Origin of the sequence: Pseudomonas sp. NFACC10-1, assembly GCF_900119195.1 — a bacterium.
Lineage (GTDB): Bacteria > Pseudomonadota > Gammaproteobacteria > Pseudomonadales > Pseudomonadaceae > Aquipseudomonas > Aquipseudomonas cerasi.
Genome location: NZ_FPJB01000002.1, coordinates 800,131 through 816,133 on the forward strand (window position 1 = coordinate 800,131; position 16,003 = coordinate 816,133).

Below are 16,003 nucleotides of genomic sequence, written 5' to 3' on the forward strand. Positions count from 1 at the left end.
CACCAAGGCCATAGCTATTTTTGCTTGTTATACTATAACATCCGGATGTGATTAGAGCTGGCTGCCTGAGGGATTCGTCGCAGCCGATATGAACAAGGTTCAAGCCTTGCAGCTGCCTGGAGAGTCCTGATGGCAAATCTTCTACCCGTTACCGTTTTGTCCGGTTTTCTCGGGGCCGGTAAAAGCACTTTACTCAATTATGTGCTGCGCAACCGTGAAAACCTGCGGGTTGCGGTGATCGTCAATGACATGAGCGAGATCAACATCGACGGCAGCGAAGTTCAGCGTGATGTCAGCCTGAACCGTGCCGAAGAAAAGCTGATCGAGATGAGCAATGGCTGCATCTGCTGCACCCTGCGCGAGGACCTGCTCGAAGAGGTCAGCCGTCTGGCTCAGGACGGTCGTTTTGATTACTTATTGATCGAATCCACAGGAATCTCCGAGCCGTTGCCCGTGGCTGAAACCTTCACCTTCCGCGACGAGGCCGGCAAAAGCCTGATGGACCTGGCGCGCCTGGACACCATGGTCACCGTGGTCGACGGCGTGAACTTCCTGCTCGATTACGAGGCGGCAGACGGATTGTCCACACGCGGTGAAACCCTGGGTGAAGACGATGATCGCTCGATCACCGACCTGCTGATCGAGCAGATCGAGTTTGCCGACGTCATCCTGCTCAGCAAGATCGACCTGATCAGCTCCAGTGAGCGTGAAGAGCTGATGGCGATCCTCAAGCGCCTCAACCCGGAGGCCGAGATCGTACCGATGGTGATGGGCCAGGTGCCGTTGGCGACGATTCTCAACACCGGGCGTTTTGACTTCCAGCGCGCTTCCCAGGCACCGGGCTGGCTCAAGGAAATGCGCGGCGAACACACGCCGGAAACCGAAGAGTACGGCATAGCATCAACGGCCTATCGCGCCCGCCGACCGTTCCATCCGGAGCGCTTTTTCGATTTCATCAATCGTCCCTGGGGCAACGGCAAGCTGCTGCGCTCCAAAGGCTTCTTCTGGCTGGCCAGCAAATACAAGGACGCAGGCAGTTGGTCGCAGGCAGGCGGCTTGATGCGCCATGGCTTTGCCGGACGCTGGTGGCGTTTCGTGAACCGAGACAGCTGGCCCGAGGACAAGGAAAGCGTCAAATCCATTCTAGAGAACTGGTCGACTGAAACCGGCGACTGTCGGCAGGAACTGGTGTTCATCGGCCAGAACATCGATTTTGTGCGGCTGACCGCCGAGCTGGATAACTGCCTGCTCACTGATGCGGAGATGGAGGCGGGTGTCGAGCGTTGGCGTGCGCTGGCCGATCCGTTTGGCGATTGGTACGAAGAGGTGGCTGCCTGATGCTGGCTTATCGTTTTAAACCTGAAACCGCAGTCCGCCAGGCGCACGGTGATACGCCCGACGTGTTGAGCGAGATTCTGCAGGACGGCGTCAACCTTGCGCTCTGGCAGCGTCAATTACCTGCGCACATAGAGGACTTCGGCGCCTTGCTACTGTCGATGAACGAGCCTCTGGCCGAGTCCATGACCCTGGAAGTGCGGGGCGGCGAGGTCGAGCCTGACTTGAGCGCGCTGGCATCGGGCTACTCCGACCTGCTGGGCTATCAGGGGTTCGTTGCCGACGTTTCCTGGCTGGTCAGCGCCTATGCCTGTCTGCTGGGTGCCGAGTGCGTTGGCCTGCGTTTGCGGGGGCTCGACAAGGCCATGTGCCCGCGCTTCCATGTCGATCATGTGCCGGTACGTCTTATCACCACTTATGGCGGGGTTGGCAGTCAATGGCTGCATGAAGGGGTGATGGACCGTAAACAACTGGGGTGTCTGGACGCCGAGCCGACGGATGCTGCCCGTATCCAGCAGATCAACAGCGGTGAAGTGGCGCTGCTCAAGGGCGAACGCTGGCACGGCAATGAAGGTTTTGGCCTGATCCATCGCTCGCCGCAACTGCTGCGCAACGAGCGCAGGTTGATTCTGACGCTGGACTGGCTGGCTTGAAGATCAGTCAGGAGTTATCCACTGCCCCTTGCTCTGGCCTTCGCAGAAAGGCTTGAGGTACAGCGCGTCACCGGCGACGCCGTAATAGTGGATATGCTCGCGATACGGCATATTGGCAACCTGCGCATTGCGGCAGACACCGAAGGCGCCTGCCGGGCACTGTTGCGAGTAAGTGGTCTCGGTCTTCTGCCCGGCCAGTTGCGGCTGGCAGAAGCTGTCGTGAAACAGGTTTGCCGGGATGTTGATATTTTCCTGGCAGACCTTCACGTCGAGCCTTTCGGCCTGGCTGTGGACCAGACACGCTTCGGCCCACGCCGAACCGGAAGACACTGTCAGCAACATCAACACCAGGCGGGCAGGCAGCCGCATTACTTGCATCGTTATCCTTCCTTGCTCTTCAATGAACCACGCATTCGCCAAAAGTGATCTCATGCTGCAAAACATACCGACGCATGTCATCGGTGGCCCGCTGGGCGCCGGCAAGACCAGCCTGATCAAGCGCCTGCTGGCGCAGAAGCCTGCCCATGAGCGCTGGGCCATATTGATCAACGAATTCGGGCAGATCGGCCTGGACGCCGCCCTGCTGACCACGGATGCCGATGGTATCGCACTTGGCGAAGTGGCTGGCGGCTGCCTGTGTTGCGTCAATGGCGTGCCGTTCCAGATCGGCTTGGGGCGTTTATTGCGCAAGGCGCGGCCTGATCGTTTATTGATCGAGCCTTCAGGGCTGGGCCATCCCGCGCAACTGATGACGCAATTGCGCGAAGCGCCGTGGCGCGGCGTCCTGGATGTGCAGCCCGGCGTGGTGGTGCTGGACGCGCAGGCAATGCTCGCCGGACAGCCGTTGCCGAGTACTCAGCAGGAAGCGCTGGCACATGCCGGGCTGGTGATCATGAACAAGTCCGAGCAACTGGATGATGTCTCTCGCCAGGCATTGGCCGAACAGTTGCTGCCACACGCCTTGATCTGGACCCGACATGGGGAGCTGCTCCTGAACCGTGTGCCGGGGTTTGCCAGCGGTACTGCTGTGGATAAACAGGCTGTGGATAAGCTGATGCTGCCCAACGGCGTCGGCCACTTGCCCGCGCTATGGACCGATCCGAAGGTGCCGATCTGTCTGAGTCAGGTCAGTGCCGACGGCTGGAGCATCGGCTGGCGCTGGCATCCCTCGCAGCGCTTCGATCTGCAGCGCATCCTGCACTGGCTGGAAAGCCTTGATTGGCGGCGGGCGAAGATGGTTATCCACAGCGAGGGCGGCTGGTATTCCGGCAACGTGGTTGATGGGGCTCCGCTGGCCTGGCAAGTCAGCGAATGGCGTCAGGACTCACGCCTTGAGTTGATCTTTGCCACCGCTCAGGATGTGGATAAGTTGCAGACGCAGATGGCGGGATGCCTGGCGTGACAGCTGCCAGTTAATAGCTGAAGGCAGGACGAAGAGCGTCCGGAACGGCATGCCAACGCAGAGCGTTGGCACGATAGTCAAAGCGCACTTGTGTAAGGATGAGCGCTGAATCGCGGCAGCGGGCGTCGTGCTCGGCTACTGCTTCCATTTCTGATGCGATTGACGCCATTCGCTCATCTGAATAACTTCAGCGCTGGGCGGTGGTGTTTTGATTTCAAACGGGTAGGGTGCCAGTTCGATTTGCGCAGTGTGCGCGCCGAACAGGGTGATCGTGCCAGGGTGACGTTGCTCGCCGGTCACCGTGAACTCGAAGCCATACACGCGGGCCAGGCGTTTGCGGCCTTGAGCGTCGCGCGCGAAGGTCAGGCGGCGCAGGGCAACCGCGTCGTCCAGCAGTTGCAGCTCAAGGCGTTCGCAGTGCTGCTTGACGCGTGCCAGCGCTTTTTCGCGCAGACCATGGGCGTGCCACCACCAGGCCGCGGCGCTCGCGAACAGCATCAGCACGAAGATGTTTCCCAGGGTCAGCATGACGGAGTGCTCCAGCGTAGGAGTCGTCAGCTTAACTGTCCTGAGTGATTTACAGCCATACTGCGCGACTTATATTTCTCATTATTGCATTTGCATCGTGTTCAGGATTCCGCTCCCCATGAAACGTACGCCTCATTTGCTCGCTATCCAGTCCCATGTGGTATTCGGCCACGCCGGCAACAGCGCAGCGGTGTTCCCGATGCAGCGTATCGGGGTTAACGTCTGGCCGCTCAACACGGTCCAGTTCTCCAACCACACGCAATACAAGCAGTGGACCGGTGAAGTGCTGGCTCCGCAGCAGATTCCTGCGCTGATCGACGGGATTGCCGCCATTGGCGAGCTGGGCAACTGTGACGCGGTGCTGTCGGGGTATCTGGGCAGTGCGGCGCAGGGCAGGGCGATTCTGACCGGCGTGGCACGCATCAAGGCGGCCAATCCGAAGGCGCTGTACCTCTGCGACCCGGTGATGGGCCACCCTGAAAAAGGCTGCATCGTAGCGCCTGAAGTCAGTGACTTCCTGCTGCAGGAAGCGGCGGCCATGGCGGACTTCATGTGCCCCAATCAACTGGAGCTGGACAGCTTCTCGGGGCGCAAGCCCGAATCACTGCACGACTGCCTGGCGATGGCGCGGGCTTTGCTGGCGCGTGGCCCCAAAGCGGTGGTGGTGAAACACCTCGATTACCCCGGCAAGGCCGCCGATGGCTTTGAAATGCTGTTGGTCACCGCCGAGGCCAGCTGGCACCTGCGCCGCCCGTTACTGGCGTTTCCGCGTCAGCCGGTCGGCGTGGGTGATCTGACCTCCGGGTTGTTCCTGTCGCGTGTGCTGCTGGGCGACGATCTGGTTGCAGCATTCGAGTTCGCTGCGGCCGCCGTCCATGAGGTGCTGCTGGAAACCCAGGCCTGTGGCAGCTACGAGCTGGAACTGGTGCGCGCTCAGGATCGCATCGCGCACCCACGGGTAAAGTTCGAAGCCGTGCGTTTGTAAGCGCCATACCCTCAAAGGCTCGGGCATCGATGCCCGAGCCAGAAAATTACAACGCTTCTTCCTTGATCTCCTGATAACGCTTTTCCAGTTCCTGGCGGATCTGGCGGCGTTGCTGCGCCTGGATGAAACGCCGCTTGGCATCGGCCGATTCGGGCTCCAGGGGCGGCACGCTGGCGGGCTTGCGATTGTCGTCCACGGCAACCATGGTGAAGAAGCAGCTGTTGGAATGGCGTACCGACCGCTCGCGGATATTTTCGGTGACCACCTTGATGCCCACCTCCATGGACGTGTTGCCGGTGTAATTGACCGAGGCGAGAAAGGTCACCAGTTCGCCGACATGCACCGGCTCACGGAAAATCACCTGGTCTACCGACAGCGTCACCACGTAGCGTCCGGCGTAGCGGCTGGCACATGCATAGGCCACTTCGTCCAGGTACTTGAGCAGCGTGCCACCGTGTACGTTGCCAGAGAAGTTGGCCATGTCCGGGGTCATTAATACAGTCATCGACAGCTGGGCGTTTCCGGGTTCCATAGCGTACTCACACGGTCAAGGTGTTCAAGGGGCGCCTATGCTGGCGCTCAAGGGGCTTGTGACAGTTATCGGGACGCTGGCCAACAGGCGGCCGTCACGCGTCATAACTATCTGTTTCCATATATTGCACCGCCTTTATGTCGAAGGGGGCGGTGTTAACCTGCAAAAACCTGTGGATCGGGGTTTTTCCTGCGTCTTTATCGGATTTTAATGACGAAAAGGATGGCTGTCGCCCTGTAGGACACGGCGATATCGGTTTGCAACATCATCATCACAAGGAGCTTCGCCACCATGCATGCCATCAATTTCATTCAGGATCTGGCAGTGATCATGCTGGTGGCCGGCGTGGTAACCATTCTGTTCCATCGCCTCAGGCAGCCGGTGGTATTGGGCTATATCGTTGCCGGGTTCATCATCGGTCCGCACACTCCGCCGTTCAGTCTGATCCATGACGAAGAAACCATCAAAATTCTGGCCGAACTGGGGGTGATCTTCCTGATGTTCTGCCTGGGCCTGGAATTCAGCCTGCGCAAGCTGTTCAAGGTGGGCGCTACGGCGTTCATCGCGGCCTTTCTGGAAATTGCCCTGATGATCTGGATCGGTTACGAGATCGGGCAGTTCTTTGGCTGGAAAACCATGGACTCGCTGTTTCTCGGCGCGATTCTGGCGATCTCCTCCACCACCATCATCGTCAAGGCGCTCAACGACCTGAAGATGAAGAACCAGCGCTTTGCCCAGTTGATCTTCGGCGTGTTGATCGTGGAAGACATTCTCGGCATCGGCATCATCGCGCTGTTGTCCGGCATCGCTGTCAGCGGCTCGGTCAGTTCCGGGGAAGTGTTCTCCACCGTCGGCAAGCTGTCGCTGTTCATGATCGTGGCGCTGGTGGTCGGCATCCTCGTGGTGCCTCGATTGCTGTCCTATGTCGCCAGGTTCGAAAGCAACGAGATGCTGCTGATCACCGTGCTGGGCCTGTGTTTCGGCTTCTGTCTGCTGGTGGTCAAGCTGGAATACAGCATGGTACTGGGTGCCTTCCTGATCGGCGCAATCATGGCCGAGTCGCGTGAGCTGCTGAAGATCGAGCGCCTGATCGAGCCGGTTCGCGACATGTTCAGTGCCATCTTTTTCGTGGCCATCGGTTTGATGATCGATCCGGGCATCCTGCTGCAATACGCCTGGCCGATCGCCGTCATTACCGTTGCCGTGGTGCTGGGCAAGATGCTGTCCTGCGGTCTGGGTGCCTTTATCGCAGGCAACGATGGCCGTACCTCGCTGCGCGTGGGCATGGGACTGTCACAGATTGGCGAGTTTTCCTTCATCATCGCGGCGCTGGGCATGACCCTGCAGGTCACCAGCGACTTTCTGTACCCGGTGGCAGTCGCCGTGTCCGCCATCACCACCCTGCTGACACCGTATCTGATTCGCGGCGCAGACCCGTTGTCGCTCAAGCTGGCGGCGATCATGCCTCGGCGCGTTGCCCGGGTGTTCGGCATGTACGGCGAGTGGTTGCGCAGCATTCAGCCGCAAGGCCAGAGTGCAGTCCTTGCCGGTATGATCAGGCGGATTCTCTTGCAGGTCGGCGTCAACCTGGCGCTGGTGATGGCGATCTTTTTCAGCGGTGGCTATTTTGCCGAGCGTCTTGGCGGCTACATGAGCGAGTGGGTGGCCGATATCAGCCATCAGAAAGCCTGGATCTGCGGCGCGGCGCTGCTGCTGTCACTGCCGTTTCTGATTGCCGCTTATCGCAAGCTCAAGGCGCTGTCGATGCTGCTGGCCGAGATGGGGGTGAAACCCGAGATGGCGGGCCGGCATACCGTGCGCGTGCGCAAGGTCGTGGCCGAGGTGATTCCGCTGTTATCGCTGGTGGTGATTTTCGTGATGCTGGCGGCATTGTCGGCAAGCATTCTGCCGGCCAACGAACTGCTGCTGGTGGTTGGACTGATAGCCGCCCTGGTCGCCGCGTTGCTGTGGCGCTGGCTGATCCGCGTGCATACGCGGATGCAGATTGCGTTACTGGAAACACTGGGTAACCATCAAGAGAACTCCGGGCACTGAGGCCCGGAGATTCTTGAATACTGCGCAGCAGGGGTGTCTCAGCTTTCCAGCCAGACATCCCGAGCCCAGTGCCAGACCGATTCCCAGCTGTCTTCGGTAACCAGTTCTTCCTCGGCGGACCACAGCAGCACCGTGCCGTCTTCCTCGACGCAGTAATAATCGTCACCGTCCTGGCAGATCGGAATCAGCTCGCGCGGCACGCCCAGATCCCAGGCCGTGGCAGCCACGTCTGGCAGGTAGGTGTGCGACTGCGGGTCGGTCACCGTGACGGGTTCAAGGCTGCCATACACCACATCGCTGACTGTCAGGAGAAATTCCTTGAAGACAAACGGAATGTTGATGAACAGCTGTTCCTCGATCTCGACCAGTTGGTCTTCGTCAGGCAGCTCAAGCGGAACCGGAACCGGTTCATTTGCTTCACGCAGTTGTTCAATGACTTCTTCCACGACACAGATCCTCTCACTTGATGGCGCGGGTTATACAGTAGCGTAAAGCCTTTCTCAAAATAACTATCCGAACGGATAAACAAAAACCCCGGACATATCCGGGGTTCTGAACGCGAGAACGGGTTCTGGTTCAACCGTTCTGGCGAATTCCTGCCACCAGCCAGGGCTGGTTATCGCCTTGCGGGCGTTCCATGTTCCAGCTTTCGCTGAACACTTCGCCCTGGTCGAAACGCGAGGTCTTGGACACGCCCGAGAACGTCAGCGTGGCGATGGTCTTGTCGGCCCGGTCATCCACACCGTCCAGCTGGACATTGAGGTTCTCGATGTAAGTCGACTGGAAGCCGTCGCCCAGGTCCGCACGTTCCTTTTTCAGGAACTGCAGCATTTGCGGAGTGACGAACTCGGCAATCTTGTCCATTTCGTTGGCGTCCCAGTGCTGCTGCAGCGACTGGAAGTGGCCGCGAGCAGCGTCCAGGAAGCGCTGTTCATTGAACCAGGCCGGTGCGTTGATCACTGGCGCAGCGGAGGCCGGGGAAGAACTGCCGAAGATCGGGTTCTGCGCAGGCTGGCTGGTTTCACGCTGGTACGGCGCACCGGCAGCGGCCATTTTCGGCTGTTGCTGCTGACGACGACGCGCAATGAAGCGGAAGATCAGGAAGGCGATGAGGCCCATGATCAGGATGTCGAACAGTTGCAGGCCGTTGAAGCCGTCACCCATGAACATCGACGCGAGCAGGCCGCCGGCAGCGATACCGGCCAATGGGCCCAGCCAGCGCGAAGCACCGCTTGCCGCAGGGGCAGGACGGCCCGCAGCGTTGGGCGCTGCCGCAGGCGTGGAGGGGGCGGCCTGACGTGTCTGGTGCGTAGGCGCCGAGCCCATGCTCTTACCGCCACCGAAGCGCGCGGCGTTCACATCCAGGCTCATGGTGAGCCCGATGCACAGCGCCATCGCGATGCTTAGAAAACGTTGCATAAGGGTATTCCCGTTTTGTGATTGCACGCGCGCCATGTTGCACAGCGGATGGCGACATGACCAGCGCGTTAGTGTTTCGGACTTTTACATAAACAGCGTAGGACTTTTCTACGCGCTTCGTAAGATGTGTACGAGGATTATCGTTCCTCACGCTACGGCGTGGGAACGATAGTCATGGGCGCATGGACAATGATCGACCGGCCTACAACGGCACCAGCTTCGCGTAGCCCATCATCAGCCACTTGCTGCCCTCGGGGAAGTTGACCTGCACCCGGGCCTGGGCGCCAGCGCCTTCGAAGTTGAGGATCACGCCTTCGCCGAACACCGCATGCTGGACGCGCTGGCCCATGGTGAACTCGGTTTCCGGAATGCCGGTGCCGTTGAACAGGCTGCTGCTGTTGAATTTCGGCGTGCCACCGAACGGACGGTTGACGCTGTTGGATAGTCGGACTTCCTGAATCAGCGCAGGCGGAATCTCGCGTACGAAACGCGAGACCTTGTTGTAGGTTTCGCTGCCGTACAGGCGACGCGTTTCGGCGTAGGTCATCACCAGCTGTTTCATGGCCCGGGTGATACCGACGTAAGCCAGGCGCCGTTCCTCTTCAAGACGGCCCGGTTCCTCCAGACTCATCTTGTGCGGGAACAGCCCTTCCTCCATGCCCACCAGAAACACGTGCGGGAATTCCAGGCCCTTGGCGCTGTGCAGGGTCATCAGCTGAATACTGTCTTCATGCTCCTGCGCCTGGGTGTCGCCCGCTTCCAGCGAGGCATGCCCCAAAAACGCAGCCAGTGGCGTCAGGTCTTCTTCGCTTTCGTGATTCTCGAAAGCACGGGCCGCGCTGACCAGTTCCTCAAGGTTTTCTACTCGCGCCTGACCTTTCTCGCCTTTTTCCTGCTCGTGATAGGTAATCAGCCCGGACTGTTCGATCACCGTCTGGGTCATCAGGTGCAGCGGCATTTCCATGACCTTGGCCGCGAGGTTCTCGATCAGCTCGATGAATCCGCCCAAGGCAGTGGCGGCGCGTCCGGTCAGGCCCTTGTTGGCCACCAGCAGGCGCATGGCTTCCCACATTGAAACGTCGGCATGACGCGCATGTTCGCGAATCGCTTCGACGGTCTTTTCACCGATGCCGCGCGCCGGAACGTTGATCACCCGCTCCAGCGCCGCATCGTTGCCACGGCCTTCCAGCAAACGCATGTAGGCCATGGCGTTCTTGATTTCGGCGCGTTCGAAGAAGCGCTGTCCGCCATAGATGCGGTACGGAATACGCTCACGCAGCAGGGCTTCTTCGAGTACCCGCGACTGGGCGTTGGAGCGGTACAGAATGGCGATGTCGTTGCGCGAAATACCGGTTTTCAGCGCGCTCTCGATGGTCTCGACCACGTAACGCGCTTCATCGTGCTCGTTGAACGCGGCGTACAGATTGATCAGCTCGCCATCACCGACGTCGGTCCACAACTCCTTGCCCAGGCGACCACTGTTATTGATGATCAAGCCGTTGGCAGCCTTGAGAATGCTCGCTGTGGAGCGGTAGTTCTGCTCAAGGCGGATGACTTCGGTGTCCGGGAAGTCAGAGGAATACTGGTGGATGTTCTCGATCTTCGCGCCGCGCCAGCCGTAAATGGACTGATCGTCGTCGCCGACCACCATCAGGCTGTCACCGCCCTGGGCGAGCAGGCGCAGCCATGCGTACTGCACGGCGTTGGTGTCCTGGAACTCGTCCACCAGGACGTGACGGAAGCGGCGCTGATAATGCGCCAGCAAGCCCGGGTTATCGCGCCACAGGTCGAGTGCGCGCAGCAGCAGTTCGGAGAAGTCGATGACGCCGGCCCGCTGGCAGGCGATCTCGTAGGCTTCGTAGACGCTTTTCATGGTGGTCAGGAACAGGTCGCCGCTGGCCTGAATATGTTTCGGGCGCAGGCCTTCGTCTTTCTGACCATTGATGAACCACTGGGCCTGGCGTGCAGGCCAGCGTTGTTCGTCCAGACCCAGCTCGCGCATCACGCGCTTTACCAGACGCTGCTGGTCATCGCTGTCGAGAATCTGGAAGGTCTGTACCAGCCCGGCTTCCTGCCAGTGCGCACGCAGCAAGCGGTGGGCCAGACCGTGGAAGGTGCCTACCCACATGCCAGCCGGGCTGATGCCCATCAGCTGCTCGATACGGTGGCGCATTTCGGCAGCCGCCTTGTTGGTGAACGTCACCGACAGGACCGAATGCGGGGAGGCTTGCTCGACCTGCATCAGCCATGCGATGCGATGCACCAGCACACGGGTTTTGCCGGAGCCAGCACCAGCCAGGACCAACTGACGACCCAGAGAGGCGGCTACGGCCTGACGTTGGGCATCGTTGAGGGAATTCAGAAGAAGAGAGAGATCATCGCGCATCAGCGCATTCTAGGGTGCCGCGCGATGACGGGCAAACCATGCTTTGCGTCAGGCAATAAAAATGGCGGGGCGCTGACGACCGGTCGTCGCCTGTTGCCGGGAGCGAATGCGTTGCGTCTACCTTTACCTGTGAGCAGGCAGTGTCTGACGGGCGATTCGGCCTAATGTAGGATTATTCCCACAATTGCCGCTGATAACGCCCGCACGGCACGTTCCAGCTTCGTTTAACTGGGCGGCTGGCGGGTCATGTAGTATAACTACAAGAAAGCTACAACCCAGCCCACCTCTCTTTTGCCGAGTCTGCCCCTTGAATCTGCTGCAACACATCGCCCAGTCACGTAATTTGCTGCGCAAATCGGAGCTCAAGGTAGCCGACCATGTGCTGCTCGACCCTGCGGCCGTGATGCACAGTTCCATGGCAGACCTGGCGCACAGCGTCGGTATCAGCGAGCCGACCATCGTGCGTTTCTGCCGCGCCATCGGTTGCACCGGATTTCAGGACCTCAAGCTGAAGCTGGCACAAAGCCTCGCGGCGGGCGCAAGTTTTGGGCAGTTCGCGATTCACGAAGACGATTCGGTCGCCGACTACAGCCTGAAGATTTTCGACACCACGCTGCACACGCTCATGGAAGTGCGCGAAAACCTCGACCCCCATGCGTTGCAATTGGCGGTCACGGCCATGGCCGGAGCCAATCGGGTCGAGTTCTACGGGTTTGGCGCGTCCGGTGCAGTAGCCGCTGATGCGCAGCACAAGTTCTTTCGTTTGCTGCTGACCGCTGCGGCGTATTCCGATCCGCACATGCAGGCGATGTCAGCCGTCACGCTCAAGCCGACCGATGTCGCGGTGTGCATTTCGCAGTCAGGGCGTTCGAAGGATCTGCTGATCACCGCCAATCTGGTCCGCGAGAGCGGCGCGACGCTGATCACCCTGTGCCCCAGTCAGACGCCGCTGGCCGAGCTGTCGTCGGTCAATCTGGCCATCGACGTACATGAAGACACCGAAATCTACACGCCGCTGACTTCTCGCATTGCCCACCTGGTGGTCATTGATGTGCTGGCAATGGGCGTTGCAATGGCGCGCGGCCCCGGTCTGGTGAACCATCTCAAAAGCGTCAAACGCAGCCTGCGTGGTTTGCGCCTGTCGCCGAAGTCGATCAAGGCTCACGAAGATTGACGTCGTTTTCAATTTGAAAACGACGTCAAGAGTCCCGCCAATGACCTGCGGTTATTGGGAGGGGCCCGCGACTGGATTAATTGAGGTAATGAGTGAATTGCATCCTGCAGGGCCAGTTTCTATCGATTCGGCTTCCGAGATGCGGTAATTGTATATTTTTCGCGTTTTTTCCCGGCTATCACGTTACAAGAATTAACCAGACTGTCATGTGTTCGCTGCAGTCAGCTTGCGCAACGAAGAAAGCCCTCCCCGGAAACCCTGAGGCGTCTGGCGAGGGCTTTACTGAATCTGTTACTTGTTGATCACTGTATAACGGTCAGCTCATCGATGCTTACCAGCAACTCGTCGTCTTGATAGATACGGACGGAGGTGATGGATGCATCGCTGGGCTGGGCGTATACGGCGGGTGTCTCGCGCCCTGTCCACGGCCCCAGACCTGTCGCGTAGTAGTTGAGGTCCAGATTCAATTGGCCCGCTTCACTCGGTATGTTGCGCAGACTCAGCCATGGGAGAGAGTGACTGGCGGATGTAGGCACCAGGCCAGCCACGGTCAGCGTATTAACTTCCGGCGTTCTGTCATCACGCGCGATCCAGTTTTTGTCTTTGGTCGTCATTGGGTAGCTCCTTGCTAGTAATTGTTTAATGAGTGAGTTGCTTTCAGCAGGGCAAGTTTGTGTGTGGCGCGTCAGCGAGCGGCAATACATATATATTTTTTGAAATTTTTTTGATGAGCGCTGAACGAAAGTTCATCGATCTGTCACCTGCGTGCCGTCTGATTGTCACTGTCACGCTCCATTCTGGTGCTCCCACAAAACGTATTGGGAGACAGGATATGGCTCGGCATTACGATGATTTACCTACCAGCACCGTGAAAACCCGCCGTCAGCAGGAAGATCAGCGTCGCATGGAGTTTCGTCGGGCAATTGAAAGCTACAGTGAGGCACGTCAGCTCAATCAGGAGCTGTGTGACTACATGGATGGCATGGATAACGCCGTCTGGCAGACGATCAAGTTGCCCGCGGTCGACCGTCGAAACGCTCGACAAGCTGGCTGATCTGCGCACGTTCGGTGCGGATGAACGCAAGAAACGCATGTGCCACGGGTGAAAGGCGTTTGTCCCCGGCCTGAGCCACGCACCAGCTTCGATACAGTGGCAACTCCGCCACGGGCAGCTCCACCAGAGTGCCTGTGGCGAGTTCCTGGCAGACCGCGTGTCGGGTCAGCATCGCCAGGCCCAGCCCGGCAACCACGCATTCACGTTGTGCTTCGCTGGAAGAGACTTCCAGCGTCTGCGTGAAGTGCACGCGCTTCTCCTTGAAGAACTCCTCGCAGGCCCGTCGCGTGCCCGATCCTGTTTCCCGGGTCAGCAACGGCCATGGCTCCAGGTCTTTCAGGTTCAGCGCCGTGCGGGTGCTCAGCGGATGGTCAGGCGGTGCCACGGCGACAATCGGGTTATTCAGGAACGGCAAGAACTCCAGGCCCATGTCCAGGGGCACTGCCGACATCACCACAAGATCATCGCGGTTATCCGCCAGGCGCCTGATGACTTGCGCGCGATTGACCACCATCAGGCTCAGGCTGACTTCCGGGTGCTGGCGCTTGAAGGCGGCGAACAGGTGGGGGATGAAGTACTTGCAGCTCGATTCGACTGCCAGCTTCAACTGGCCTTGCAGTGAGCCCTGCATGTCGGAAAGCTGCATGTCCAGGCTTTCCAGGCGCCCGAAAATATCCCGGCTGGCCTGTTGCAGGGCTTGCGCCGCTTCGGTCAGGTAGAGCTTTTTGCTGACGTATTCGAACAGCGGCTGGCCGATCAACTCTTCGAGCTGTCGAATCTGCAGGCTGACAGCGGGCTGTGTGAGCGACATTTCTTCAGCCGCACGGCTGTAGGAGCGCAGATCGCACACCTCATTGAAAATGCGTAACTGACGCAATGTCATACGCATCAATGACTTACGCATTTACAAAAGCTCCACTATCCAACCGAAGCGCTAACTATAAGCTTTTACTTATGCACCTCCCAACTTTTACTCATTTTTGTTAATCCTCGATTCGGCATAGGGTGGCTCTGCGACATTCAGTCACATACACGGTTACAAGTGTGGGTCGAGGGAAACGCCAGTGATAACAAAAATTCTGATCGCCAACCGCGGGGAGATTGCCGTTCGTATCGTGCGTGCATGCGCCGAGATGGGCATTCGCTCGGTGGCGATCTTTTCCGACGCTGACCGGCATGCCTTGCATGTCAAACGTGCCGACGAAGCCTATAGCATTGGTGCCGAACCTCTGGCGGGTTACCTGAACCCGCGCAAGTTGGTGAATCTGGCAGTGGAAACCGGCTGCGATGCGCTGCATCCCGGTTACGGCTTTCTTTCCGAGAATGCCGAGCTGGCCGATATCTGTGCCGAACGAGGGATCAAATTCATCGGTCCCTCAGCCGAAGTGATTCGCCGCATGGGGGACAAGACCGAGGCCCGACGCAGCATGATCAAGGCCGGTGTGCCGGTCACGCCCGGTACCGAAGGCAACGTGGCAGATATCGACGAGGCGCTGGCCGAGGGCGAGCGTATCGGTTACCCGGTGATGCTCAAGGCCACTTCCGGGGGCGGTGGACGTGGCATCCGCCGCTGCAACAGCCGCGAAGAACTCGAGCAGGCCTTCCCGCGCGTGATTTCCGAAGCGACCAAGGCCTTCGGTTCGGCAGAAGTCTTTCTTGAGAAGTGCATCGTCAATCCCAAGCACATTGAAGCGCAGATTCTGGGCGACAGCTTTGGCAATGTGGTGCACCTGTTCGAGCGCGACTGTTCGATTCAGCGACGCAATCAGAAGCTCATCGAAATCGCCCCCAGCCCGCAGTTGACGCCCGAACAGCGCGCCTACATCGGCGATCTGTCGGTACGTGCGGCCAAGGCGGTTGGTTACGAGAACGCTGGCACCGTGGAGTTTCTGCTCGCCGAGGGCGAGGTGTACTTCATGGAAATGAACACCCGGGTGCAGGTCGAGCACACCATCACCGAAGAAATCACCGGCATTGATATCGTTCGCGAGCAGATCCGTATTGCCTCCGGTCTGCCGCTGTCGGTCAAGCAGGAAGACATCATCCATCGCGGTTTTGCCCTGCAGTTCCGGATCAATGCCGAGGACCCGAAGAACAACTTCCTGCCCAGCTTCGGCAAGATCACTCGTTATTACGCGCCCGGCGGACCTGGCGTGCGCACCGACACGGCGATTTATACCGGCTACACCATTCCGCCGTTCTATGACTCGATGTGCCTGAAGCTGATTGTCTGGGCGTTGACCTGGGAGGAGGCCATGGACCGCGGCCTGCGTGCGCTCGATGACATGCGCCTGCAAGGGGTCAAGACCACGGCTGCCTATTACCAGGAAATCCTCCGCAACCCGGAGTTCCGCAGCGGTGAGTTCAACACCAGCTTTGTCGAGAGCCACCCCGAGCTGACCAATTATTCGATCAAACGCAAACCCGAAGAGCTGGCCCTGGCCATCGCCGCCGCCATTGCCGCACACGCCGGTCTGTAA

16 protein-coding genes are annotated in these 16,003 nt (G+C 59.2%); 8 read left to right on the plus strand and 8 right to left on the minus strand.

Translation table 11 applies throughout. The annotated features are described in order from the left end of the window. The first annotated feature begins 129 nt into the window (after positions 1-129). Positions 130-1,338, plus strand: coding sequence for a zinc metallochaperone GTPase ZigA (gene zigA, locus BT119_RS08325; protein ID WP_054082258.1), 1,209 nt, complete (start codon positions 130-132; stop codon positions 1,336-1,338). Beyond that, positions 1,338-1,988, plus strand: coding sequence for a DUF1826 domain-containing protein (locus tag BT119_RS08330; protein ID WP_072365326.1), 651 nt, complete (start codon positions 1,338-1,340; stop codon positions 1,986-1,988). Before zigA ends, BT119_RS08330 begins: the two co-directional genes overlap by 1 nt. Positions 1,989-1,991: 3 nt before the next feature. On the opposite strand, the gene BT119_RS08335 is transcribed toward BT119_RS08330, so the two are convergent. Then, complete coding sequence (locus tag BT119_RS08335) at positions 1,992-2,366, minus strand: hypothetical protein (RefSeq protein ID WP_003367925.1); 375 nt, start codon at positions 2,364-2,366, stop codon at positions 1,992-1,994. A gap of 52 nt (positions 2,367-2,418) precedes the next feature. Between BT119_RS08335 and BT119_RS08340 the strand changes: the two genes are divergently transcribed. Continuing rightward, positions 2,419-3,390 carry a CobW family GTP-binding protein gene (locus BT119_RS08340; protein ID WP_072365374.1) on the plus strand — a complete coding sequence of 324 codons (972 nt, stop codon included), beginning with the start codon at positions 2,419-2,421 and terminating at the stop codon, positions 3,388-3,390. A 135-nt stretch (positions 3,391-3,525) separates the two neighbouring features. Here BT119_RS08340 and BT119_RS08345 read toward each other — a convergent pair whose 3' ends face one another. Next, complete coding sequence (locus BT119_RS08345) at positions 3,526-3,918, minus strand: DUF3301 domain-containing protein (RefSeq protein WP_003367929.1); 393 nt, start codon at positions 3,916-3,918, stop codon at positions 3,526-3,528. A gap of 118 nt (positions 3,919-4,036) precedes the next feature. On the opposite strand from BT119_RS08345, the gene pdxY reads away from it, so the two are divergent. Further along, entirely contained in the window at positions 4,037-4,903 is an 867-nt protein-coding gene (gene pdxY / locus BT119_RS08350; RefSeq protein ID WP_054082256.1) for a pyridoxal kinase PdxY, read from the plus strand. Between the two features lie 46 nt (positions 4,904-4,949). Here pdxY and BT119_RS08355 read toward each other — a convergent pair whose 3' ends face one another. After that, positions 4,950-5,435 (minus strand): acyl-CoA thioesterase, encoded by a 486-nt coding sequence (locus tag BT119_RS08355; RefSeq protein WP_003367933.1) that lies wholly within the window; start codon positions 5,433-5,435, stop codon positions 4,950-4,952. 291 nt (positions 5,436-5,726) lie between these two features. On the opposite strand from BT119_RS08355, the gene BT119_RS08360 reads away from it, so the two are divergent. Beyond that, the gene (locus tag BT119_RS08360) at positions 5,727-7,490 is read left to right on the plus strand and encodes a cation:proton antiporter (protein ID WP_003432818.1); all 1,764 of its coding nucleotides are present in this window, start codon (positions 5,727-5,729) and stop codon (positions 7,488-7,490) included. A gap of 38 nt (positions 7,491-7,528) precedes the next feature. On the opposite strand, the gene BT119_RS08365 is transcribed toward BT119_RS08360, so the two are convergent. The 3 genes from BT119_RS08365 to uvrD all read right to left on the minus strand — a co-directional run bounded on the left by BT119_RS08365 (position 7,529) and on the right by uvrD (position 11,295). Further along, a complete protein-coding gene (locus tag BT119_RS08365; RefSeq protein ID WP_003316056.1) occupies positions 7,529-7,936 on the minus strand; it encodes an SMI1/KNR4 family protein in 408 nt (135 codons plus the stop codon). 130 nt (positions 7,937-8,066) lie between these two features. Then, positions 8,067-8,909 carry a Tim44 domain-containing protein gene (locus tag BT119_RS08370; protein WP_003432820.1) on the minus strand — a complete coding sequence of 281 codons (843 nt, stop codon included), beginning with the start codon at positions 8,907-8,909 and terminating at the stop codon, positions 8,067-8,069. 202 nt (positions 8,910-9,111) lie between these two features. Then, entirely contained in the window at positions 9,112-11,295 is a 2,184-nt protein-coding gene (gene uvrD / locus BT119_RS08375) for a DNA helicase II (RefSeq protein ID WP_003367943.1), read from the minus strand. Positions 11,296-11,602: 307 nt separating this feature from the next. Between uvrD and hexR the strand changes: the two genes are divergently transcribed. Further along, entirely contained in the window at positions 11,603-12,469 is an 867-nt protein-coding gene (gene hexR / locus BT119_RS08380) for a transcriptional regulator HexR (protein ID WP_003367945.1), read from the plus strand. A 302-nt stretch (positions 12,470-12,771) separates the two neighbouring features. Here hexR and BT119_RS08385 read toward each other — a convergent pair whose 3' ends face one another. Beyond that, positions 12,772-13,083 carry a hypothetical protein gene (locus BT119_RS08385; protein ID WP_003432821.1) on the minus strand — a complete coding sequence of 104 codons (312 nt, stop codon included), beginning with the start codon at positions 13,081-13,083 and terminating at the stop codon, positions 12,772-12,774. A 254-nt stretch (positions 13,084-13,337) separates the two neighbouring features. Here BT119_RS08385 and BT119_RS08390 point away from each other — a divergent pair, with 254 nt between their 5' ends. Further along, positions 13,338-13,523 carry a PA3496 family putative envelope integrity protein gene (locus BT119_RS08390; protein ID WP_003316061.1) on the plus strand — a complete coding sequence of 62 codons (186 nt, stop codon included), beginning with the start codon at positions 13,338-13,340 and terminating at the stop codon, positions 13,521-13,523. Here the strand turns inward: BT119_RS08390 and BT119_RS08395 are convergent. Continuing rightward, positions 13,477-14,427: a LysR family transcriptional regulator gene (locus BT119_RS08395; RefSeq protein ID WP_072365328.1), complete on the minus strand. Its 951-nt coding sequence runs from the start codon at positions 14,425-14,427 to the stop codon at positions 13,477-13,479. The genes BT119_RS08390 and BT119_RS08395 overlap by 47 nt on opposite strands. Positions 14,428-14,587: 160 nt before the next feature. Between BT119_RS08395 and BT119_RS08400 the strand changes: the two genes are divergently transcribed. Beyond that, complete coding sequence (locus tag BT119_RS08400; RefSeq protein WP_003367950.1) at positions 14,588-16,003, plus strand: acetyl-CoA carboxylase biotin carboxylase subunit; 1,416 nt, start codon at positions 14,588-14,590, stop codon at positions 16,001-16,003.

Bases quoted from the DNA above. Each gene is read 5' to 3' on its own strand.
- BT119_RS08330 (WP_072365326.1), top strand. From the start codon at position 1,338: ATGCTGGCTTATCGTTTTAAACCTGAAACCGCAGTCCGCCAGGCGCAC.
- BT119_RS08385 (WP_003432821.1), bottom strand. From the start codon at position 13,083: ATGACGACCAAAGACAAAAACTGGATCGCGCGTGATGACAGAACGCCG.
- BT119_RS08355 (WP_003367933.1), bottom strand. From the start codon at position 5,435: ATGGAACCCGGAAACGCCCAGCTGTCGATGACTGTATTAATGACCCCG.
- pdxY (WP_054082256.1), top strand. From the start codon at position 4,037: ATGAAACGTACGCCTCATTTGCTCGCTATCCAGTCCCATGTGGTATTC.
- BT119_RS08335 (WP_003367925.1), bottom strand. From the start codon at position 2,366: ATGCAAGTAATGCGGCTGCCTGCCCGCCTGGTGTTGATGTTGCTGACA.
- BT119_RS08360 (WP_003432818.1), top strand. From the start codon at position 5,727: ATGCATGCCATCAATTTCATTCAGGATCTGGCAGTGATCATGCTGGTG.
- zigA (WP_054082258.1), top strand. From the start codon at position 130: ATGGCAAATCTTCTACCCGTTACCGTTTTGTCCGGTTTTCTCGGGGCC.
- BT119_RS08395 (WP_072365328.1), bottom strand. From the start codon at position 14,427: ATGCGTAAGTCATTGATGCGTATGACATTGCGTCAGTTACGCATTTTC.
- BT119_RS08370 (WP_003432820.1), bottom strand. From the start codon at position 8,909: ATGCAACGTTTTCTAAGCATCGCGATGGCGCTGTGCATCGGGCTCACC.
- BT119_RS08345 (WP_003367929.1), bottom strand. From the start codon at position 3,918: ATGCTGACCCTGGGAAACATCTTCGTGCTGATGCTGTTCGCGAGCGCC.
- BT119_RS08340 (WP_072365374.1), top strand. From the start codon at position 2,419: ATGCTGCAAAACATACCGACGCATGTCATCGGTGGCCCGCTGGGCGCC.
- uvrD (WP_003367943.1), bottom strand. From the start codon at position 11,295: ATGCGCGATGATCTCTCTCTTCTTCTGAATTCCCTCAACGATGCCCAA.